Annotated in this window: 14 protein-coding genes; 5 read left to right on the top strand and 9 right to left on the bottom strand. The window is 73.6% G+C overall.

Going from position 1 to position 15,885, the window contains the following annotated elements:
* Position 1 precedes the first annotated feature (1 nt).
* The 3 genes from IE274_RS14765 to IE274_RS14755 form a co-directional block, all read right to left on the bottom strand.
* A complete protein-coding gene (locus IE274_RS14765) occupies positions 2–1,303 on the bottom strand; it encodes a hypothetical protein (protein WP_190116167.1) in 1,302 nt (433 codons plus the stop codon).
* Positions 1,300–2,415 (bottom strand): hypothetical protein, encoded by a 1,116-nt coding sequence (locus tag IE274_RS14760; RefSeq protein ID WP_229909549.1) that lies wholly within the window; start codon positions 2,413–2,415, stop codon positions 1,300–1,302. Before IE274_RS14760 ends, IE274_RS14765 begins: the two co-directional genes overlap by 4 nt.
* Before the next feature lie 275 nt (positions 2,416–2,690).
* Positions 2,691–3,365, bottom strand: coding sequence for a hypothetical protein (locus IE274_RS14755; protein WP_190116165.1), 675 nt, complete (start codon positions 3,363–3,365; stop codon positions 2,691–2,693).
* Between the two features lie 146 nt (positions 3,366–3,511).
* Here IE274_RS14755 and IE274_RS14750 point away from each other — a divergent pair, with 146 nt between their 5' ends.
* Together IE274_RS14750 and IE274_RS14745 are read left to right on the top strand one after the other, a co-directional pair.
* Complete coding sequence (locus IE274_RS14750; RefSeq protein ID WP_190116164.1) at positions 3,512–4,042, top strand: MepB family protein; 531 nt, start codon at positions 3,512–3,514, stop codon at positions 4,040–4,042.
* 108 nt (positions 4,043–4,150) lie between these two features.
* Positions 4,151–4,906 carry a flavin reductase family protein gene (locus tag IE274_RS14745; RefSeq protein WP_190116163.1) on the top strand — a complete coding sequence of 252 codons (756 nt, stop codon included), beginning with the start codon at positions 4,151–4,153 and terminating at the stop codon, positions 4,904–4,906.
* A 69-nt stretch (positions 4,907–4,975) separates the two neighbouring features.
* Here the strand turns inward: IE274_RS14745 and IE274_RS14740 are convergent, their stop codons facing one another.
* On the bottom strand, positions 4,976–6,334 hold the full coding sequence (locus tag IE274_RS14740; RefSeq protein WP_229909548.1) for an MFS transporter: 1,359 nt from the start codon (positions 6,332–6,334) through the stop codon (positions 4,976–4,978).
* Positions 6,335–6,394: 60 nt separating this feature from the next.
* Between IE274_RS14740 and IE274_RS14735 the strand changes: the two genes are divergently transcribed.
* On the top strand, positions 6,395–7,432 hold the full coding sequence (locus IE274_RS14735; RefSeq protein ID WP_190116162.1) for a GlxA family transcriptional regulator: 1,038 nt from the start codon (positions 6,395–6,397) through the stop codon (positions 7,430–7,432).
* Positions 7,433–7,557: 125 nt separating this feature from the next.
* Complete coding sequence (locus IE274_RS14730; RefSeq protein WP_190116161.1) at positions 7,558–8,130, top strand: GNAT family N-acetyltransferase; 573 nt, start codon at positions 7,558–7,560, stop codon at positions 8,128–8,130.
* Positions 8,131–8,618: 488 nt separating this feature from the next.
* Here IE274_RS14730 and IE274_RS14725 read toward each other — a convergent pair whose 3' ends face one another.
* The 4 genes from IE274_RS14725 to IE274_RS14710 all read right to left on the bottom strand — a co-directional run bounded on the left by IE274_RS14725 (position 8,619) and on the right by IE274_RS14710 (position 13,358).
* Positions 8,619–9,878, bottom strand: a complete 1,260-nt coding sequence (locus IE274_RS14725; RefSeq protein ID WP_190116160.1) for an MFS transporter — start codon at positions 9,876–9,878, stop codon at positions 8,619–8,621.
* Between the two features lie 158 nt (positions 9,879–10,036).
* Positions 10,037–11,086 carry a Zn-dependent alcohol dehydrogenase gene (locus IE274_RS14720; protein ID WP_190116159.1) on the bottom strand — a complete coding sequence of 350 codons (1,050 nt, stop codon included), beginning with the start codon at positions 11,084–11,086 and terminating at the stop codon, positions 10,037–10,039.
* The gene (locus tag IE274_RS14715) at positions 11,083–12,390 is read right to left on the bottom strand and encodes an acyl-CoA dehydrogenase family protein (protein WP_190116158.1); all 1,308 of its coding nucleotides are present in this window, start codon (positions 12,388–12,390) and stop codon (positions 11,083–11,085) included. Before IE274_RS14715 ends, IE274_RS14720 begins: the two co-directional genes overlap by 4 nt.
* An 8-nt stretch (positions 12,391–12,398) precedes the next feature.
* On the bottom strand, positions 12,399–13,358 hold the full coding sequence (locus IE274_RS14710; protein WP_190116157.1) for an SDR family NAD(P)-dependent oxidoreductase: 960 nt from the start codon (positions 13,356–13,358) through the stop codon (positions 12,399–12,401).
* 137 nt (positions 13,359–13,495) lie between these two features.
* On the opposite strand from IE274_RS14710, the gene IE274_RS14705 reads away from it, so the two are divergent.
* Entirely contained in the window at positions 13,496–14,416 is a 921-nt protein-coding gene (locus tag IE274_RS14705) for a cyclase family protein (RefSeq protein WP_190116494.1), read from the top strand.
* Between the two features lie 535 nt (positions 14,417–14,951).
* Here IE274_RS14705 and IE274_RS14700 read toward each other — a convergent pair.
* Complete coding sequence (locus IE274_RS14700; protein WP_190116156.1) at positions 14,952–15,422, bottom strand: ATP-binding protein; 471 nt, start codon at positions 15,420–15,422, stop codon at positions 14,952–14,954.
* Positions 15,423–15,885: the final 463 nt, after the last annotated feature.

Genomic DNA, 15,885 nt, shown 5'->3' with positions numbered 1-15,885 from the left:
CTCACAGGCGTACGAACTCCCCGTGGGCCGGCGACGGCAGGTGCTCCAGCCACCGGTCACGCCACCGCCGGGCATGGGTCAGATGATGGCGGCCCGCCCGCCCGGCTCCCGCGCGGGCGAGCCTGGTGAGGAAGTCCTGGGCGTACGCGGCGCTCTGGGCGCCCAGCGGCTTCCCGTACTCGTGCACGGCGGCCTCCGGACACCCCGATCCCTTGAGCGTCTTGGTCACGTGCAGGCTGAAATGCGCGCGCTCCCGCGTCTCGGCGAGGTCCATGGAGACCAGCCGGGTCACTCCGGCACCGCTGTGCATGCGCCCCTCGGCCCGGAGGTTGGCCGCCGTGACCGCCGCCCGGACGGTCGCCACGTCCGGTGCGAGGCCACTGAGCCCGTCGCCCAGCGTCGCGTGCAGCCGCCCCGTCGGCCGCACCGTGTCGCTCAGCGCGCGCAGGTGCTCCAGGAGCTCGGTCTCGCGCCCGAGCCGGAGCCGGTACGCCTCTCCCAGCATCTTGGCCGGGTCCGTCCGGCCCGCCAGCCACTCCTCGGCCAGCGGCAGGAGTTGGTGGGCGTTGCCCTCGGTGAGACGGGCCCCGTCCGGACGGCGCAGGGTGCCCCACTCGATGTCGTGCACGTCCGTCACCACGTAGCAGCCGGTGGGCGAGCGCCCCGTAACGGTGTCGGCCCAGCCGTCGGCGGAGGGCAAACCGGGCAGGCGCGGGTCCTCGCCGGGCGCGGCGCCACGTAGCCCCTCTCCTCCGCCCAGGGGGCGTACCAACACCCCGGCCAGCAGCGACGCGGCCTGTGCCGGGTCGAGGACGCGTGGGACCCCGTCGAGCACCGGGCCGCTGCGGGTCTCCTCGATCTCCGGCCGGTCGCGCCTGAGCCGTGCGGCCATCGACACCTCGTAACAGGCGGCCAGCAAGGACTCACGCCGCTGGGCGACGCTCCCGCCGAGCTCCACACGGTCCCAGGCCCACCCGTGCCGCGTCCCTTCGCCGAACCGCATCCGGGGCGGCGGCGCCACGCCCGAGGCCGTGAGGACCAGGTCCTTGCCGTAGTACGAGGCCGTCCACCGGCCGGTGTCCGTCGTGCTCGCCGTGCGTGCCAGGCTCTCCCGCACACCGCGCAGCCCGGCGTCGTGGTCCCCGCTCGCCTCCACGCTGGCCCGGAGCGCGCTGGTCACCACGGCGAGGGTGATCGTGCCCCCGCCGTCCTCGGCGATCCGGCCGAGGACGTCCCCGGTGTCCGCGCAGCCCGCCGGGAAGCCCGCAGCGTGGCGGGGCGGCCAGGTGAACGCGGCGCTCACGGGCGTCCCCCGCGACCGATGCGCCCCCTACGACCCGTCCGGCTCCCGCGACCGGCGCGGCTCCGGAAGAGGGTGACGAACAGGCGGCGCAGGCCGGGGAAGGCGCTCATGAGGAGGACCGTGGTCACGCAGGTGACCGCCAGCGTCCGGTACAGGGAAGGCGCACCCGACTGCGGCAGCCCCTGCCAGATCGCGAGGCCGGTCGCCAGCGGCAGACCGACCGCGGCCAGCAGGCCCAGGATGGCGTTGGTCGTCTCGGTCTCCGCCGCCTGCACCTGCCGGGCCAGCTCACCCAGATCGCCGACCAGGCTCTGCAGCGCCTCGGGCAGGCCGCAGCCCCGCTGGAGGTTCCGGATGATCGCCGTGCACACGGCCTGCCGTCCGAAGTCCGCGGCCCAGTAGCCGCGCCGGAAGACGAGCAGGTCCCGCTCCAACTGGCCCACCTTGCGCCGCAGCGGCTCGCTCTCCCCCATCCGGGCCACCTCACGGCCGAACGCGTCGAGGACGGCCTTCTGCAGGCAGGCCAGCGCGAGCGCGTCGCTGTGCAGCGTCGCCAGGTGGAAGCTGGAGGCGTCGAAGTACTGGAAGTCCGGGGGCTGTTCCGGATTGGGGTCGGCCGCGGTCCCCACCACGGAGAGCCCTCGGGCTCCCGCAACGCCGCGCACGGCGGTGGGGAAGCGCAGGCGCAGCTCCCGCAGTTCCTCCTCGGCCTCACTCGGAGGCGCGTACTCAGTCGCGTACAGCATCTTCCACAGCCACTGCTCCGGCGCGTCGAGCTCCAACCCCTCGTGCAAGACGGGCAGTTCCCGCCGCGGGGTGACGAGTACGCCGTGCACCATCTCGCGCTCGGTCTCGGCGAGGCGGCAGCCGCTCGGCAACTGCCGTGCCACCCATTGCCGTTGCTCGCCCTGCCGGTGATGGGCGTCGATGTTCGCGCAGAACTGCAGGACCTTGGGCAGGTGGGCGGGTCTGACGGCGGGAAGCGTGCCGTGCAGGAGCGCCACCCCGTTCGCCGCGGCGGGCGTGTCCATGCCCGCGAGGGCGGTGTCCATCACGGCACCGAGCCGGATCACTTCCACGGCGCCGAGCCGGAATCCGGCCGGAGACACCACGTCCCCCGCGCTCTCCCTGTGCCATCGGACGTCGGGCGCCCACAACAGGGGGACGAGCCGAGGACTCGTGTACGAGGAGCGTCGGGCTGTGTCCGACACGACCTCGTTCGGCCGTCCCACCCGCCAACGCCGCTGCAGCGGTCCCGGCGTGAACGCCCCGTCCGGGCTCCGCTCAACCCGTACGGCCGCGACGAGAACCACCTCGCGACGGTGGAGCAGCCCCGGATCGTCGAGGTCATCGGGCCGCGCACCGGCGGGCCCCACGGGCGGGCCACTCATCCCAGCGCTTCCGGGCGAGCCAGCTCCTCCAGCGCGTCCAGCGCTGCCAGGGCAGCGCGCAGATGCTGCCGCCTCTCGGCCTCGTCGAGCCGCCGCCACTGCCTCGTCTCCGGCGGTACGGCCTCGCCGTCCAGCAGCACACGGGAGTACGCGCGCCGCGGAAGCCCTCGGGCGACGAAGGTCATGGCGCCCGCCCGGGCGTGCGCCCGATGAAACACGAAGGCGTCCATGCCGTAGCGCTGACCGGCGGAGAAGACCTGCGTACGGCGGTGGTTGACCACAGCCGTCTCGTCGTGGGACGTGTCGAAGCAGTGCTTGCCGTCCTCGGGCCGGTAGCGGGCCACGGGCAGGCAGTTCGGGGGGCTCCCGGCGGAGCCGGGGGTGACGGTCACATCCATCAGGGTGTGCGACAGCTCGCCGCACAGCACGGCGGAGGCGAACGCCCAGCGGTGGTCGTGCACGGCGGCGTCCGCGCTGTCCGCCCGCCAGACGTGCAGGAAGAGCCTGGTGTCGCCGTCACCGGTCCGCGCGAGCGGCAGCTTGACGAACCCGTTGGGGTGGATGATGGCCTGCGGCTCGCGGGGCGGAAGCAGACCGGCGTCGAAGCGCTGCTCCAGGGCGGCCAGGAGCGCCGCACCGACCAGCTCGTCACAGACGGCCGTGTCCGCCATGGAACCCCCTTGCCCTTCGCGTCCCGGTGCCCCTCGCACACAAGGAACCAAGCGTAGTCGGGGGTGCGCGGGGTGGTCCCGAGCCGATTGGACTCGGGGAGCCACCACCAGACAGATCCCGCAGAGCACCCTGACAAGATGGACGAATGCCAGCGAAACCCGGGGAACCCCCAGCCCCCGCCCACGACGACCTCCTCGCCGCCAAAGCGCTCCTCTACGACCCCCTCGGCTTCGCCTGCTCGGAGCCGGTGCCCGAGGCCGAGAGTGCCGAGTACGGGGCGCACGCGTTCACGTTGGACGGTCTTGCCGTGCGGTTTCGGGTCGCCAAGACGACGCCCACCAAGGTCGGACAGTTCGTCACCGTGTGGCAGCGGTCCGAGGCCGGGCCCATCCGGCCTTTCGACGACGCCGACCCCGTCGATCTGTTCGTCGTCAGCAGTCGTGACGGCGCGCACTTCGGGCAGTTCGTGTTCCCCCGGGACGTGCTCCGCGAGCGCGGCATCGTGTCCAAGGGCGGCGTGGGCGGGAAGCGGGCCTTCCGGGTCTATCCGCCGTGGGTCACCACGACCAGCCGTCAGGCCGAGCGCACTCAGGCCTGGCAGCGGGACTGGTTCCTGGCGGTGGCCGAGGGCGGGGCCCTCGACGCCGAGAGGGCCCGGAAGTTGTACCACCCGTAGGGACGCGAAAGCCGTACCACCCCTTGGCGCGGGGGCCGTTCCCCACGGCTGCGGGGCGACAGGGCTGCGGGGCTTCCGATCTGACAACCCGTCAGGTTCAATGGAAGCATGATGGGACACGCAGGGATGGCGGCCACCGCCGTCCGCTACCTCAGGTCGGTCGGGGCCCCGACCGCCGCCGCCCAGCCGGTCGAGGCGCTGCCCCGGCCACAGCTGCGGGCCGTCCGCGAGGACGAGCGCGCGCCGGTCGACGCGGCCGAGTTCCGGCGGGTGCTCGGGCACTTCGCGACCGGCGTGACAGTGGTGACCGCCCCGGCGGCCCCCTCGGCCGACGTGGCTCCGGCGGGCCCCGCGGCGGCGACCGCGGCGACCGCGGCTCCCGGGCCCCCGGCGGCTCCCTCAACCGCCGCGGCCCCGGCGGCCCCCGAAACCCCCGCAGGCTTCGCCTGTCAGTCCTTCGCCTCCCTCTCCCTCGACCCGCCCCTCGTCTCCTTCATGGTCGCCCGCACCTCCACCACCTGGCCCCGCATCGCCCGCGCGGGCGTCTTCTGCGTGAACATCCTGGGGGCCGACCAGGGCGCCCTGTGCCGCGCCTTCGCGGTCAGCGGGGCGGACAAGTTCGCGGGGGTCGAGTACGACGCCGCCCCGGTCACCGGGTCGCCCCGGCTCGCGGGCGTCCCGGCCTGGATCGACTGCGTCGTGCACGCCGTGCACACCGGCGGCGACCACCTCATCGTCGTCGGCCGCGTGGAGGCCCTCGGCACCGCCGAAGGTTCCGACGAGGGCGGCAGCGAGAGCGCCGCCGCGCCCCTCCTCTTCCACCGCGGCGCCTTCGGCGGCTTCACCCCCCACGCCGCGAAGTAGGCGCCCTCACGCCGCGAAGCAGGTGCCCCACCCCGCGAAGCAGGCCCTCACCCCGCGGTGCAGACGCCCTCACGCCGCCAACTCCGCGCCCCCCACCCCCCGCCGCCGGATCACCAGCACCATCAGCGCCGCCGCCGCGCACAGCGCCCCGGACGCGTACCAGACCACGTCGTAGCTCCCGAAGACGTCCCGCGCCACTCCGCCCAGGAACGCGACCACCGCCGCGCCGACCTGGTGCGACGCCAGGACCCAGCCGAAGACGATCGCGCTGTCCTCGCCGTAGTGCTCGCGGCACAGCGCCAGCGTCGGCGGCACCGTGGCGACCCAGTCGAGGCCGTAGAAGATGATGAAGAAGATCATCGGCGGGTGCACGGTCGGGGCGAGCAGCATCGGCAGGAAGAGGAGCGAGATGCCGCGCAGGCCGTAGTACACCGCCAGCAGGCGGCGGGACTCGAAGCGGTCCGTCAGCCAGCCGGAGGCGATCGTTCCGACCACGTCGAAGACGCCGATGACCGCGAGCAGCGACGCCGCCGCGGTGATCTGCATGCCGTGGTCGTGCGCGGACGGTACGAAGTGTGTGCGGATCAGGCCGTTCGTCGACGCCCCGCAGATCGCGAACGAGCCCGCGAGCAGCCAGAAGGGCCCCGTCCTCGCCGCGTCGAGCAGCACCCGCACCGTCCGCCTCGCCGCACCCCGCGTCGGCTCCGGCTTCGGCGTGAACTCCCCGCCGTACGGGGCGAGTCCGACGTCCGCCGGATGGTCCCGCAGCAGCAGCCACACGAACGGCACCACGACGAGCGCCGCAAGGGCGACCGTCACCGACGCCGGGCGCCACCCGTGCTCGTCCACGATCCACGCGCACAGCGGCAGGAAAACGAGCTGGCCGGAGGCCCCCGCCGCCGTCAGGATGCCCGTCACCAGGCCGCGCCGCGCCACGAACCAGCGGTTGGTGACCGTCGCCGAGAAGGCAAGCGCCATCGAGCCGGTGCCGAGGCCGACGAGCAGGCCCCAGTAGAGCATCAGCTGCCAGCTCGCCGTCATCCATACGCTGAGCAGCGCCCCCGTCGCGACCAGGCTGAGCGCGACCACCACGACCTTGCGGATGCCGAAGCGGTCCATCAGCGCGGCGGCGAACGGGGCGGTGAGCCCGTACAGCGCCATGTCGATCGAGACCGCGAAGCCGATCTCGCCGCGCGACCAGTCGAACTCGTCGTGCAGCGGGTCGATGAGCAGGCCCGGCAGGGAATTGAAGGCGGCGCCGCCGATGATCGTCACGAAGGCGACGGCGGCGACGAACCAGGCCCGGTGGATCCGGGGCCTCCAGTTCCCGCCCCCACCGCCTCCCACCCGCGGCTGCGGCCCCTTCGACAGCTCGGTCCCGGTGGTCCGCACCCGCGGATCGGTTGTCTCGTTCACGTCAGACAGCATCCGTAGAACCAGCCACCCCGATCGAGTGGCCCGAAGGACAGCATTCGCTAGGATCGGGCCATGACCGAGGCCCAGGAGCCCCGCGTACGGCCGCCGCGCCACCGCGTACGACCGCCGCGCCACCGTGTCGTCGTCCTCGCCCTCGACGGCGTCATCCCCTTCGAGCTGGGCATCCCCCAGCGGATCTTCGGGCGCGCGCGGAACGCCGCGGGTGACCGGCTGTACGAGGTCGTGACCTGCTCCGTCCGGCCCCCGGGCCCCGTCCGCACGGACGCCGACTTCGCGATCCTCGTCGAGCACGGGCCGGAGGCCCTCGCCACCGCGGACACGCTCGTCATCTCCGCCTCGTACGAGCTGGGGCCCGTGTACGAGGACGGCCGCCTCACCGAGGAGCTGGCCGCCGCCCTCGCCCACCTGCGGCCCGGCACCCGCCTCGTCTCCATCTGCACCGGCAGCTACGTCCTCGCCGCCGCGGGCTGGCTCGACGGGCGCCCCGCGACGACGCACTGGGCGTCGGCCGACCACTTCCAGGAGCTGTTCCCGCGGATCAAGGTCGACGCGGACGTCCTGTTCATCGACGACGGCGACGTGCTGACCTCCGCGGGGGTCGCGGCGGGCGTCGACCTGTGCCTGCATCTGGTACGCCGTGACCACGGCACCGCCGTCGCCAACGAGGTGGCCCGCCGGACCGTCGTACCGCCGCACCGCGACGGCGGGCAGGCGCAGTACATCCAACGCCCCTTTCCCGAACCGCAGTTGGCGACGACCACCGTGGCGCGGGCGTGGGCCCTCGGGCGGCTGCACGAGCCGATCCAGCTGCGGGACATGGCCGAGCAGGAGGCGATGTCCGTGCGGACCTTCACGCGGCGCTTCCGCGAGGAGGTCGGGGTCAGCCCCGGGCAGTGGCTGACGCGGCAGCGGGTGGAGCGGGCGCGGCACCTCCTTGAGTCCAGCGAGCTGTCGGTCGACCAGGTCGCGCGGGACGCGGGGTTCGGTACGGCGCAGTCGATGCGGCAGCACTTGCAGGCGGCGCTCGGCGTGACGCCGACGGCGTACCGGCGGACGTTCCGGGCGACGGACACGCGCCACGGCCTCTGACACCGCGACCGCCGACGCCACGACCACTGACACCACGACCGCCGACGCCACGACCACTGATAATGAGCCGCAAGCCGCGGTGCCGGACACCGCGGAGCGCGGGGAGAACGGGGAGGGTACCGATCATGTACGCGATATCTCTGGGTGCCGACGGCGCGGAGCTGCGGCCGTTGGAGCCCTGGCAGGCCGAGGAGTTCCTGGCCCACATCGACCGGGGGCGGGAGTTCATCGGGCAGCACAACGGCCTGCCCGACGTGGTCCACGACCTGGCCTCCAGCCGGGCCTACCTCAAGGCGTACGCCGACAAGACCGCCACCGACACCGGCCGGATCTGCGGCATCCACCTGGACGGCGAGCTCGTCGGCGCGGTCATCCTGCGCACCATGGACGTGGCCCGGGGCACCGCCGAGGCGGGCTGCTGGCTGGAGCCCGCGGCGGCCGGCAAGGGCCTGGTGACCCGGGCCGCCCGCGCCCTCATCGACTGGGCCATCGAGGAGCGCGGCATCCACCGCGTGGACTGGTGGGTCTCCTCGGCCAACGCCCCCAGCATCGCCGTCGCCCGCCGCCTTGGCATGACCCGTGACGGCGTTCTCCGGGGCAGCTATCTGTACCGGGGGAAGCGGCATGACCAGGAGATCTGGTCGGTGCTCGCGCCGGAGTGGCGGGAGGCCAAGTCGGCGGCCGCGCCAACGGGTTGAGCCCGGGGCCGGGCAGGGTCGGGGCCGCCCGTGGTCCCCGCGACACGCGGGGTTGATCCCGTCTTGAGGCGTGGCTCGTCGGCCAGGATGTTGTGGTCCCCGCATGTGCGGGGGTGGTCCCGTGAAGGACTTCGTAACCGGGTTGATCCCGGGGTGGTCCCCGCCGCCTGCGGGGGTGATCCGATGACGCCCTTCGAAATGCCGGGCCGGATCGGGTGGTCCCCGCATGTGCGGGGGTGGTCCCGGCACGTTGCCGATCGCCGCGTCGAACTCGCCGTGGTCCCCGCGCGCGGGGGTGGTCCCGGATGCACAAGACCTAAGGTGGTTCGCCCGTTGTGGTCCCCGCGCGTGCGGGGGTGGTCCCTCGCAGACCGGCACGCCCTCCCAGGCTCCTGAGTGGTCCCCGCGCGCGGGGGTGGTCCCACCGACCCGGACCAGGTGTACGAACAGTGCCTGTGGTCCCCGCACCTGCGGGGCTGGCCCCGGCCTCAGCTCGACGGGCGCTCCGGGACCCCACCAGGCGAGACCGCCGCACCTCCCCCAGAGACCACCCCGGACTCCCCACCCCCCACAGCCCCAGCCCCGGCCCCAGGCGCAGGCCGCACCTCCGCCAGCGTGCCCACCAACGTCAGCACCACCGTCAACCCCACCCCCGCCAAGATCGCAGTCGACGGCGTCGTGACACTGAGCAGGCCCCCGGCCAGCGAACCGCTGACCGCGTACCCCGCCCCGATCGCCGCGTACATCACGGAGTACCCCGCGGCCAGCGCGCTCGGCGGCAGGACCTCGCGCAACGTCAGGTTGCGGGTGAGCATCGAACCCGCCTGGAGGAAACCGGCGCAGGCGAGGCCGACCGCCAGCCATGCGGCCGTCGGCAGGACGGCGACCACGGCCAGGCAGCCGCTGACGGCGAGCATGCACACCAGGCTCTGGGTGCGGAGCCGTCCGGGCCACTTCCGCAGGCCGTACACGAACGAGCCGACCGCCGAGCCCACCGCGAGACCGGCGAGGAGCGGGCCCGACATGCCGACGGATATCTCGCGCTGCTCCAGGAGCGCGGGCAGCACCAACTCGGCCAGGGCGAGCAGCGACAGACCGGCCGCCCCCGTCACGTACACCGGCCACGCGCGGGCCATGATGCGCAGCATCGGCTCGCCGTCCCGGTCGGACTCGTCGGCCTTCCAGCCCGCGGGCAGCAGCCACAGTCCGGGCACGGAGAGGCCCATCAGGGCGGCGGCCAGCAGGAGGGGCAGGCCCGGTGCGACGCCGAGCGCGAGCCCCGTGACGGCCGCGGGCGCGATGGCCCAGATGACGAAGACCAGGACGGATTCGGCGGACATGGCCTGGGCCATCGACCGCTCCGGAACCAGGCTGTTGAGGAGCGCGCGCATCCCACCCGGCGCGGCCCCGGGCGCCCCGCCCGCCACGAACGCGCACACGGCCAGCACCAGGGCGGGCGCGTCCGGCAGCGCGCCGAGCGCCGCGAAGCCCACGGCGCCGACGCCGAGGCCGACGGCCAGCTGCGGCCGCGCCCGCTCGGCCCGCATCCGCATCCCGAGGAGCGCGGCCCCCACGATCTCGCCGACCACGTACACCGCGGCCAGGATCGCGCCGAGCGCGTACCCGCCCTCGCGCTCGCGCACCAGGAACACCACGGCGAGGGGCGCCATGGCCACGGGCATCCGGGCGCCCACGGCCACGGCGGCCCAGGCCAGGGTCCCCCGCGACGCGATCTCGCGATAGCTCATACGTACGAAGGTAGGTCACCCCACTGACAACGCCCCACGGCTCTTCCCACGAGGACGGAGGGCACCGGAACTCGGGTACGGGTACGGGGACCGGAAGCCTGCAACAGGGACCGGAACTCGGGTGCGGAGTCCGGAACTCGGTTACCGCGGCGGCGGGTTCAGAACACCAGCACTCCCCGGGCCACCCGCCCCGCCTCCGCGTCCTCCCGCGCCACCGCGAACTCCTCCACCGGGTACGTCCGCGTCACCAGCTCGTCCAGGAGCAGCCGCCCGGCCAGGTACAGGTCGGCGTACAGCGCGAAGTCCCGCTGCGGGCGCGCCGAGCCGTAGCGGCAGCCGAGGATGGACTTGTCCAGGAACAGCGACGAGACGAGGAAGGACGCCTCGGCCGTCGCTGGCGGCACGCCGAGCAGGACGGCCTGGCCGTGCCGGTCCAGCGCGTCGACGGCCTGCCGGATCAGCTCGACGCGGCCCACGCACTCGAAGGCGTGGTCGGCGCCGTTCGGCAGGATGTCCGCGACGCCCTCCGCCGACGGCAGGAAGTGGGTGGCACCGAACTGCCGCGCCACCGCCTCCTTCTCGGGGTTGGCGTCGACGGCGACGATGGTGGTGGCCCCGGCGATGCGCGCCCCCTGGAGGACGTTGAGGCCGATGCCGCCGGTGCCGATGACGAGGACGGAGTCCCCGTACGCGACCCGCGCGCGGTTGAGCGCGGCGCCGACGCCGGTGACGACGCCGCAGCCGATGAGGGCCGCCGACGTCAGCGGGATCTCCTTGGGGATGCGTACGGCCTGCACGGCCTTGACGAGGGTGCGTTCGGCGAACGCCGAGTTCGCGGCGAACTGGTACAGCGGCCTGCCCGCGCGCGAGAACGGCTGTTGGGGCATCCCGATGGCCTTGCGGCACATGGTGGGGCGGCCCCGGTGGCACTGCGCGCAGGCCCCGCAGTTCGCGATGGTGGACAGCGCCACGTGGTCGCCGGGCGAGACGTGCGCGACGCCCGCGCCGACCGCCTCGACGACGCCCGCGCCCTCGTGCCCGAGCACCACGGGCGGCGGGAACGGGATCGTGCCGTCGATCACCGACAGGTCGCTGTGGCACAGCCCGGCCGCCGCGATGGCGACCAGGACCTCCCCGGGGCCCGGGTCGCGTATCTCCAGGTCGTCGACGACCTCGACCCGCGCCCCGTCGAACACCACGCCTCTCATGCCGTACCCCTCACCGGCCCCTTGGCCTCTCTCGGCAGTCCGAGCACCCGCTCGGCGATGATGTTCCGCTGGATCTCGTCCGAGCCGCCGTAGATCGTGTCGGCGCGGGAGAACAGGAACAGGCGCTGCAGCGCGTCCAGTTCGTACGGGGCGTCCGCGCTCCAGTCCGTGGGGCCGACGGCCGCCGCCGCCCCCCGTACGGCCATCGCCAGCTCGCCGAGCCGCTGGTGCCAGCCGCCCCACAGCAGCTTCGCCACACTGGGCGCGCCCGCGGCCGAACCAGAACCTGAGCCGGAACCCGAACCGGAGCCCGACCCGGATTCCGAACCCCCCAGCGTCCGCAGCGCGTTCCACCGCATCACCCGCAGCTCCGCCCACTGCCGCACCAACCGGTCCCGCAGCACCGCGTCGCCCGCCGCCCCGCCGCGCAGCGCCTCCCGTACGACCCGCCCCAGCTCCTCCGTGAAGCCGATCTGCTGGGCCAGCGTGGACACCCCGCGTTCGAAGCCGAGCAGCCCCATGGCGACCTGCCAGCCGTTGCCCTCGCCGCCGACGAGGTGGGCGCCACGCGCGCGTGCCCCGTCGAAGAAGACCTCGTTGAACTCGCTCGTGCCGGTGAGCTGCCGGATCGGGCGGACGTCGATGCGGCCGGGCTGGTCCATGGGAAGCAGCAGGAAGGACAGGCCGTGGTGGCGGCGCGAGCCGGGCCCGGTGCGGGCCAGGACGAAGCACCAGTCGGCCTCGTGGGCGAGGGACGTCCAGATCTTCTGTCCGGTGATCCGGTACGTCCCGTCGGCGTCCCGCACGGCCGTGGTCCGCAGGCCCGCCAGGTCGGAGCCCGCGCCGGGCTCGCTGTACCCCTGGCACCACAGGGTCTCGCCGCGGGCGATGCCGGGCAGGAACTCGTCCTGCTGCTCCTTGCTGCCGTGCGCGAGGAGCGTGGGCGCGAGCAGGTTCTCGCCGATGTGTCCGCAGCGGCCCGGCGCGCGCACGCGCGCGTACTCCTCGGCCCAGACGACCTGTTGCGTCAGGGTGGCCCGCCGGATCCCGTACGCGGACTCCTCGGCCGGCCGGATCCCGTACGCGGACGACCCGCCGCGCGGACCGGTGTCCCACCCGATGCCGATCCACCCGCCCCGCCCCAGCTCCCGCTCCCACGCCCGCCGCACGTCCCCGCGCTCGTGCTCGCTCCCGGGCCCACCGCGCCCTGCGGCCCCCGCGAAGTCCCCGGTCAGCCGCTCCTCGAGCCACTCCCGGGCCTCCCGCCGAAACGCCTCGTCCGCGGCCCCGAACTCGAAGTCCACGGCGCGGCCTAGGCGCTGGGACGGGGGTGGGAGGTGGGCCTGGCCCCGGGCGGAGACCCCGCGTTGGGCCGCTCCTTGGCCGCCGCGGCCCGTGCCATCTCCTCCAGCTTCGCGAGCAGCGGCATCGGGTCCGTGCCGACCGTCCCGGGCAGGAACTCGGCGATCCGCTCCGGCGTCCAGCCGCCCTCCGCGTACCCGGCGCGCAGCTCGCGCGGCTGCGCCCAGACGGCGATCTTCGGGCCCGCGATCGTGTACACCTGGCCGGTGATCCGCTCCTGGCGCGCGCGGTCGCTGAGCAGGTAGACGACGAGGGCGGCCACGTCCTCGGGGTCGCCGATCTCGGTGAGTTCCATGGGGACGTTGGCGGACATCCGGGTGCGGGCGACGGGGGCGACGGCGTTGGCGGTGATGCCGTACTTGTGCAGGCCGAGGGCGGCGCTGCGGACCAGGGAGATGATGCCGCCCTTGGCGGCGCTGTAGTTGGCCTGGGCGACGGAGCCCTGGTGGTTGCCGCTGGTGAAGCCGATGAGGGTGCCGGAGCCCTGTTTGCGCATGACGGCGGACGCGGCCCGGAAGGCCGTGAAGGTGCCCTTCAGGTGGGTGGCGAGCACCGGGTCCCACTCCTCCTCCGCCATGTTGAACAGCATGCGTTCGCGCAGGATCCCGGCCACGCACACGACGCCGTCCACGCGCCCGTAGCGGGCGAGGGCCACGTCGACGACGCGCTGTCCGCCCGCCATGGTGGAGATGTCGTCCGCGACGGCCACCGCCTCGCCGCCCGCCGCCTCGATCTCCTTGACGACGGCCGCGGCGACCTCGCTGGTGGGCTCGGCGCCCTCGACGGACACTCCGTAGTCGTTGACGACGACCCGCGCGCCCTCGGCCGCCGCGGCGAGCGCGACCGCCCTGCCGATGCCCCGTCCGGCGCCGGTGACGGCCACCACCTTGCCTGCCAAGAAGTTCCCCACACCGGCCCCTTCCCGCGGTTTCTGACGGACCGTTAGATTCTATGACCCGTCAGACACCGGAAGACAAGCCCCGGGGAGCACCCATGTCAGCCTCGTTCGACCCCGCGCCCGCCCCGGCCGCGCCATCCGGCCCGCCGATGCCGCCCGCGTTCCTCGACATCGCCAAGCGCGTCAACAACTGGGGCCGCTGGGGCGCCGACGACGAGATCGGCACCCTGAACCTCATCACCGACGAGGTGGTCCGGACGGCCGCCGCCACGGTCCGCACCGGCCGCCGCGTACCGCTGGCGCTGCCGCTGCGCCAGAACGGGGTGCAGACGGGCTCGATCCCGGGCCGCGTCAATCCGCTGCACACGATGGTGCAGATCAACCAGCCCCTGTTCGGGCCCGGTTCGGTCGCGACCAGCGACGACACCGTGACCATGGGCCTGCAGGCGGCCACGCACTGGGACGCGCTGCCGCACGTCTCGCACTCGGGCCTGATCTACAACGGCCGCCCCGCGGACACGATCACCGCGCACGAGGGCGCCCGCTTCAGCGGCATCGGCACGGCCGCGCACGTCGTCTCGCGCGGCGTCCTGCTCGATGTGGCCCGCGCCAAGGGGGTCGACCGGCTGCCCGTCGGGCACGCCGTGACCCCCGAAGACCTCGACGAGGCGGCGGAGTTCGGGGGTGTCACCGTCGGCGCCGGGGACATCGTCCTCGTACGCACCGGGCACATCCGGACCTATCTGGCGGGCGACAGGCGGGCGTACGGCTATCCGTCGCCGGGGCTCTCGGTGCGGGCGCCGGAGTGGTTCCACGCGCGGGACGTGGCGGCCGTCGCCAATGACACGCTCACCTTCGAGGTCTTCCCGCCGGAGATCGAGAACCTGTGGCTGCCGGTACACGCCCTGGACCTGGTCGAGATGGGCATGCCGCAGGGCCAGAACTGGGATCTCGAAGAGTTGTCCACAGCCTGTGGAGAAGAACGCCGTCACAGCTTCCTGCTGTCGGCGACGCCGGAGCCCTTCACGGGCGCGACGGGCGCACCGGTGGCACCGGTCGCCGTCCTCTGAGTCACGGGCCCGGGTCCGAGCATGGACCGCCGGGTCGGAGTTCGGGTGGCGGCGCGTCGGCGCCCGCCCCGAGCGCTGTACCGCGCGCCGCCATCCGGCTCCGGCGTACGAGCCCCCGCCCCCCTTCTGCCCTGAGGGAGCGCCACGCCGAATCACGATCCGCACCTCGCCAAGGACCGGGCCACAGGCGCCAGCGCCCCTCGGCGTCCCCTCGCGGCGAATCGCTGCCCACCAGCGTGATCAATTGGTCACGGTACGTCAACACCGAGTCGGGGATTTATGGGGTTTGCCGCTTTTGAACCGGCCCGCGCACGGCCGCGCATCGTGGCACGGGACGGCGCATGCGACGGCACACCGGGCGGCGCGGGCGCGCGGGGCGGCGGGGCGGGGCGGCGGGACACAGACGGGGAGCGGGGGCGGTCAAGGGTCACACGGTGTCGTACCCGGGGTCGCGCGGATGCGGCCGGGGCGTCCAGCGGGTCTGTACGCGAGGTCACGCGGGTGGGGCCGGGGCTTCGTGGGCGACGTGGGCGGGCTACACCGCTTCGTACGCGACGTCCTCGTGGGTGGTCCCGTCGAACGTGACGGCGGGGGTGCCCGCCTCGCACCGGTCGACCTCGCACCAGATGCTCTTGCCGGTGCCCTCGTGCCGCCAGCCCCAGCGGTCGGCGAGTCCGTCGACCAGTTCCAGGCCGCGGCCGTTGGTGTCGTCGCCCTCGGCGTGCCGGGGGCGGGGCGGGCGGGCGCTGCGGTCGGCGACCTCGACGCGGACGGTGCCGGGCTCGTCGGCGGGGACTCCGGGCAGCAGCATGCGCAGGACCGCCGGACAGCCCGTGTGCACAACGGCGTTGGTGACCAGCTCCGAGATCAGCAGGATCAGCGTCTCGGCCACCGGCTCATCGGCAGCTATGCCCGACCCGGCGAGCCGTGAACGGGCCCATCTGCGGGCCCGGCCCACTTCCGCGGGATCGGGACCGACTTCCAGCTGAACTTGAAGCACCTGCACCGCTCACACCATCCGAACCGGCGGACACATCGCCTCGTGACTCCACAAGCTCACAGAACGTGAAACCCTTGAGAGACAGCATGGTTGACGTTCAGTCACCCCAACAAGCGCTTCGGGCATATTCCAGCGCGAAGGAGTACGCGTGCGGCATACTGTGCGACGCGCGCCGCAGGGGGTCGAACAGGCGGGCGCTCGGCCTCGTCCTGCGCGGCGAGAGGAGCGCGTTACCAGGCACGGAGCTGCCTCGGGGGCAACACCGGCACGGCTCGGCCTCAGGACCTCTCGCATCTGAGACAAGGTACCGGAGCCGGGCGCCGACTCCGCGTCGTGACGAGTCACGCCTAGGACACAACCCGATATCGACGCTCGGTGCGACGCTCAGTAGCCTTACCGCCTTCCCCCGGGCGCACAAGTCGATCATGGGACCGTGCCCGTGCCGCCCCGCGTCCCGCCCGCACCGGGC

It is taken from the genome of Streptomyces flavofungini, assembly GCF_014650815.1.
Classification (GTDB): domain Bacteria; phylum Actinomycetota; class Actinomycetes; order Streptomycetales; family Streptomycetaceae; genus Streptomyces; species Streptomyces flavofungini.
The sequence above is the reverse complement of the archived record's forward strand: the minus strand, read 5'-3'. Positions and strand labels throughout refer to the sequence as shown.

Coding starts and splice junctions, on each gene's coding strand:
- IE274_RS14740 (WP_229909548.1), bottom strand. CDS start 6,334: ATGCTGTCTGACGTGAACGAGACAACCGATCCGCGGGTGCGGACCACC.
- IE274_RS14720 (WP_190116159.1), bottom strand. CDS start 11,086: ATGAGAGGCGTGGTGTTCGACGGGGCGCGGGTCGAGGTCGTCGACGAC.
- IE274_RS14730 (WP_190116161.1), top strand. CDS start 7,558: ATGTACGCGATATCTCTGGGTGCCGACGGCGCGGAGCTGCGGCCGTTG.
- IE274_RS14750 (WP_190116164.1), top strand. CDS start 3,512: ATGCCAGCGAAACCCGGGGAACCCCCAGCCCCCGCCCACGACGACCTC.
- IE274_RS14745 (WP_190116163.1), top strand. CDS start 4,151: ATGATGGGACACGCAGGGATGGCGGCCACCGCCGTCCGCTACCTCAGG.
- IE274_RS14705 (WP_190116494.1), top strand. CDS start 13,496: ATGCCGCCCGCGTTCCTCGACATCGCCAAGCGCGTCAACAACTGGGGC.
- IE274_RS14735 (WP_190116162.1), top strand. CDS start 6,395: ATGACCGAGGCCCAGGAGCCCCGCGTACGGCCGCCGCGCCACCGCGTA.
- IE274_RS14755 (WP_190116165.1), bottom strand. CDS start 3,365: ATGGCGGACACGGCCGTCTGTGACGAGCTGGTCGGTGCGGCGCTCCTG.
- IE274_RS14725 (WP_190116160.1), bottom strand. CDS start 9,878: ATGAGCTATCGCGAGATCGCGTCGCGGGGGACCCTGGCCTGGGCCGCC.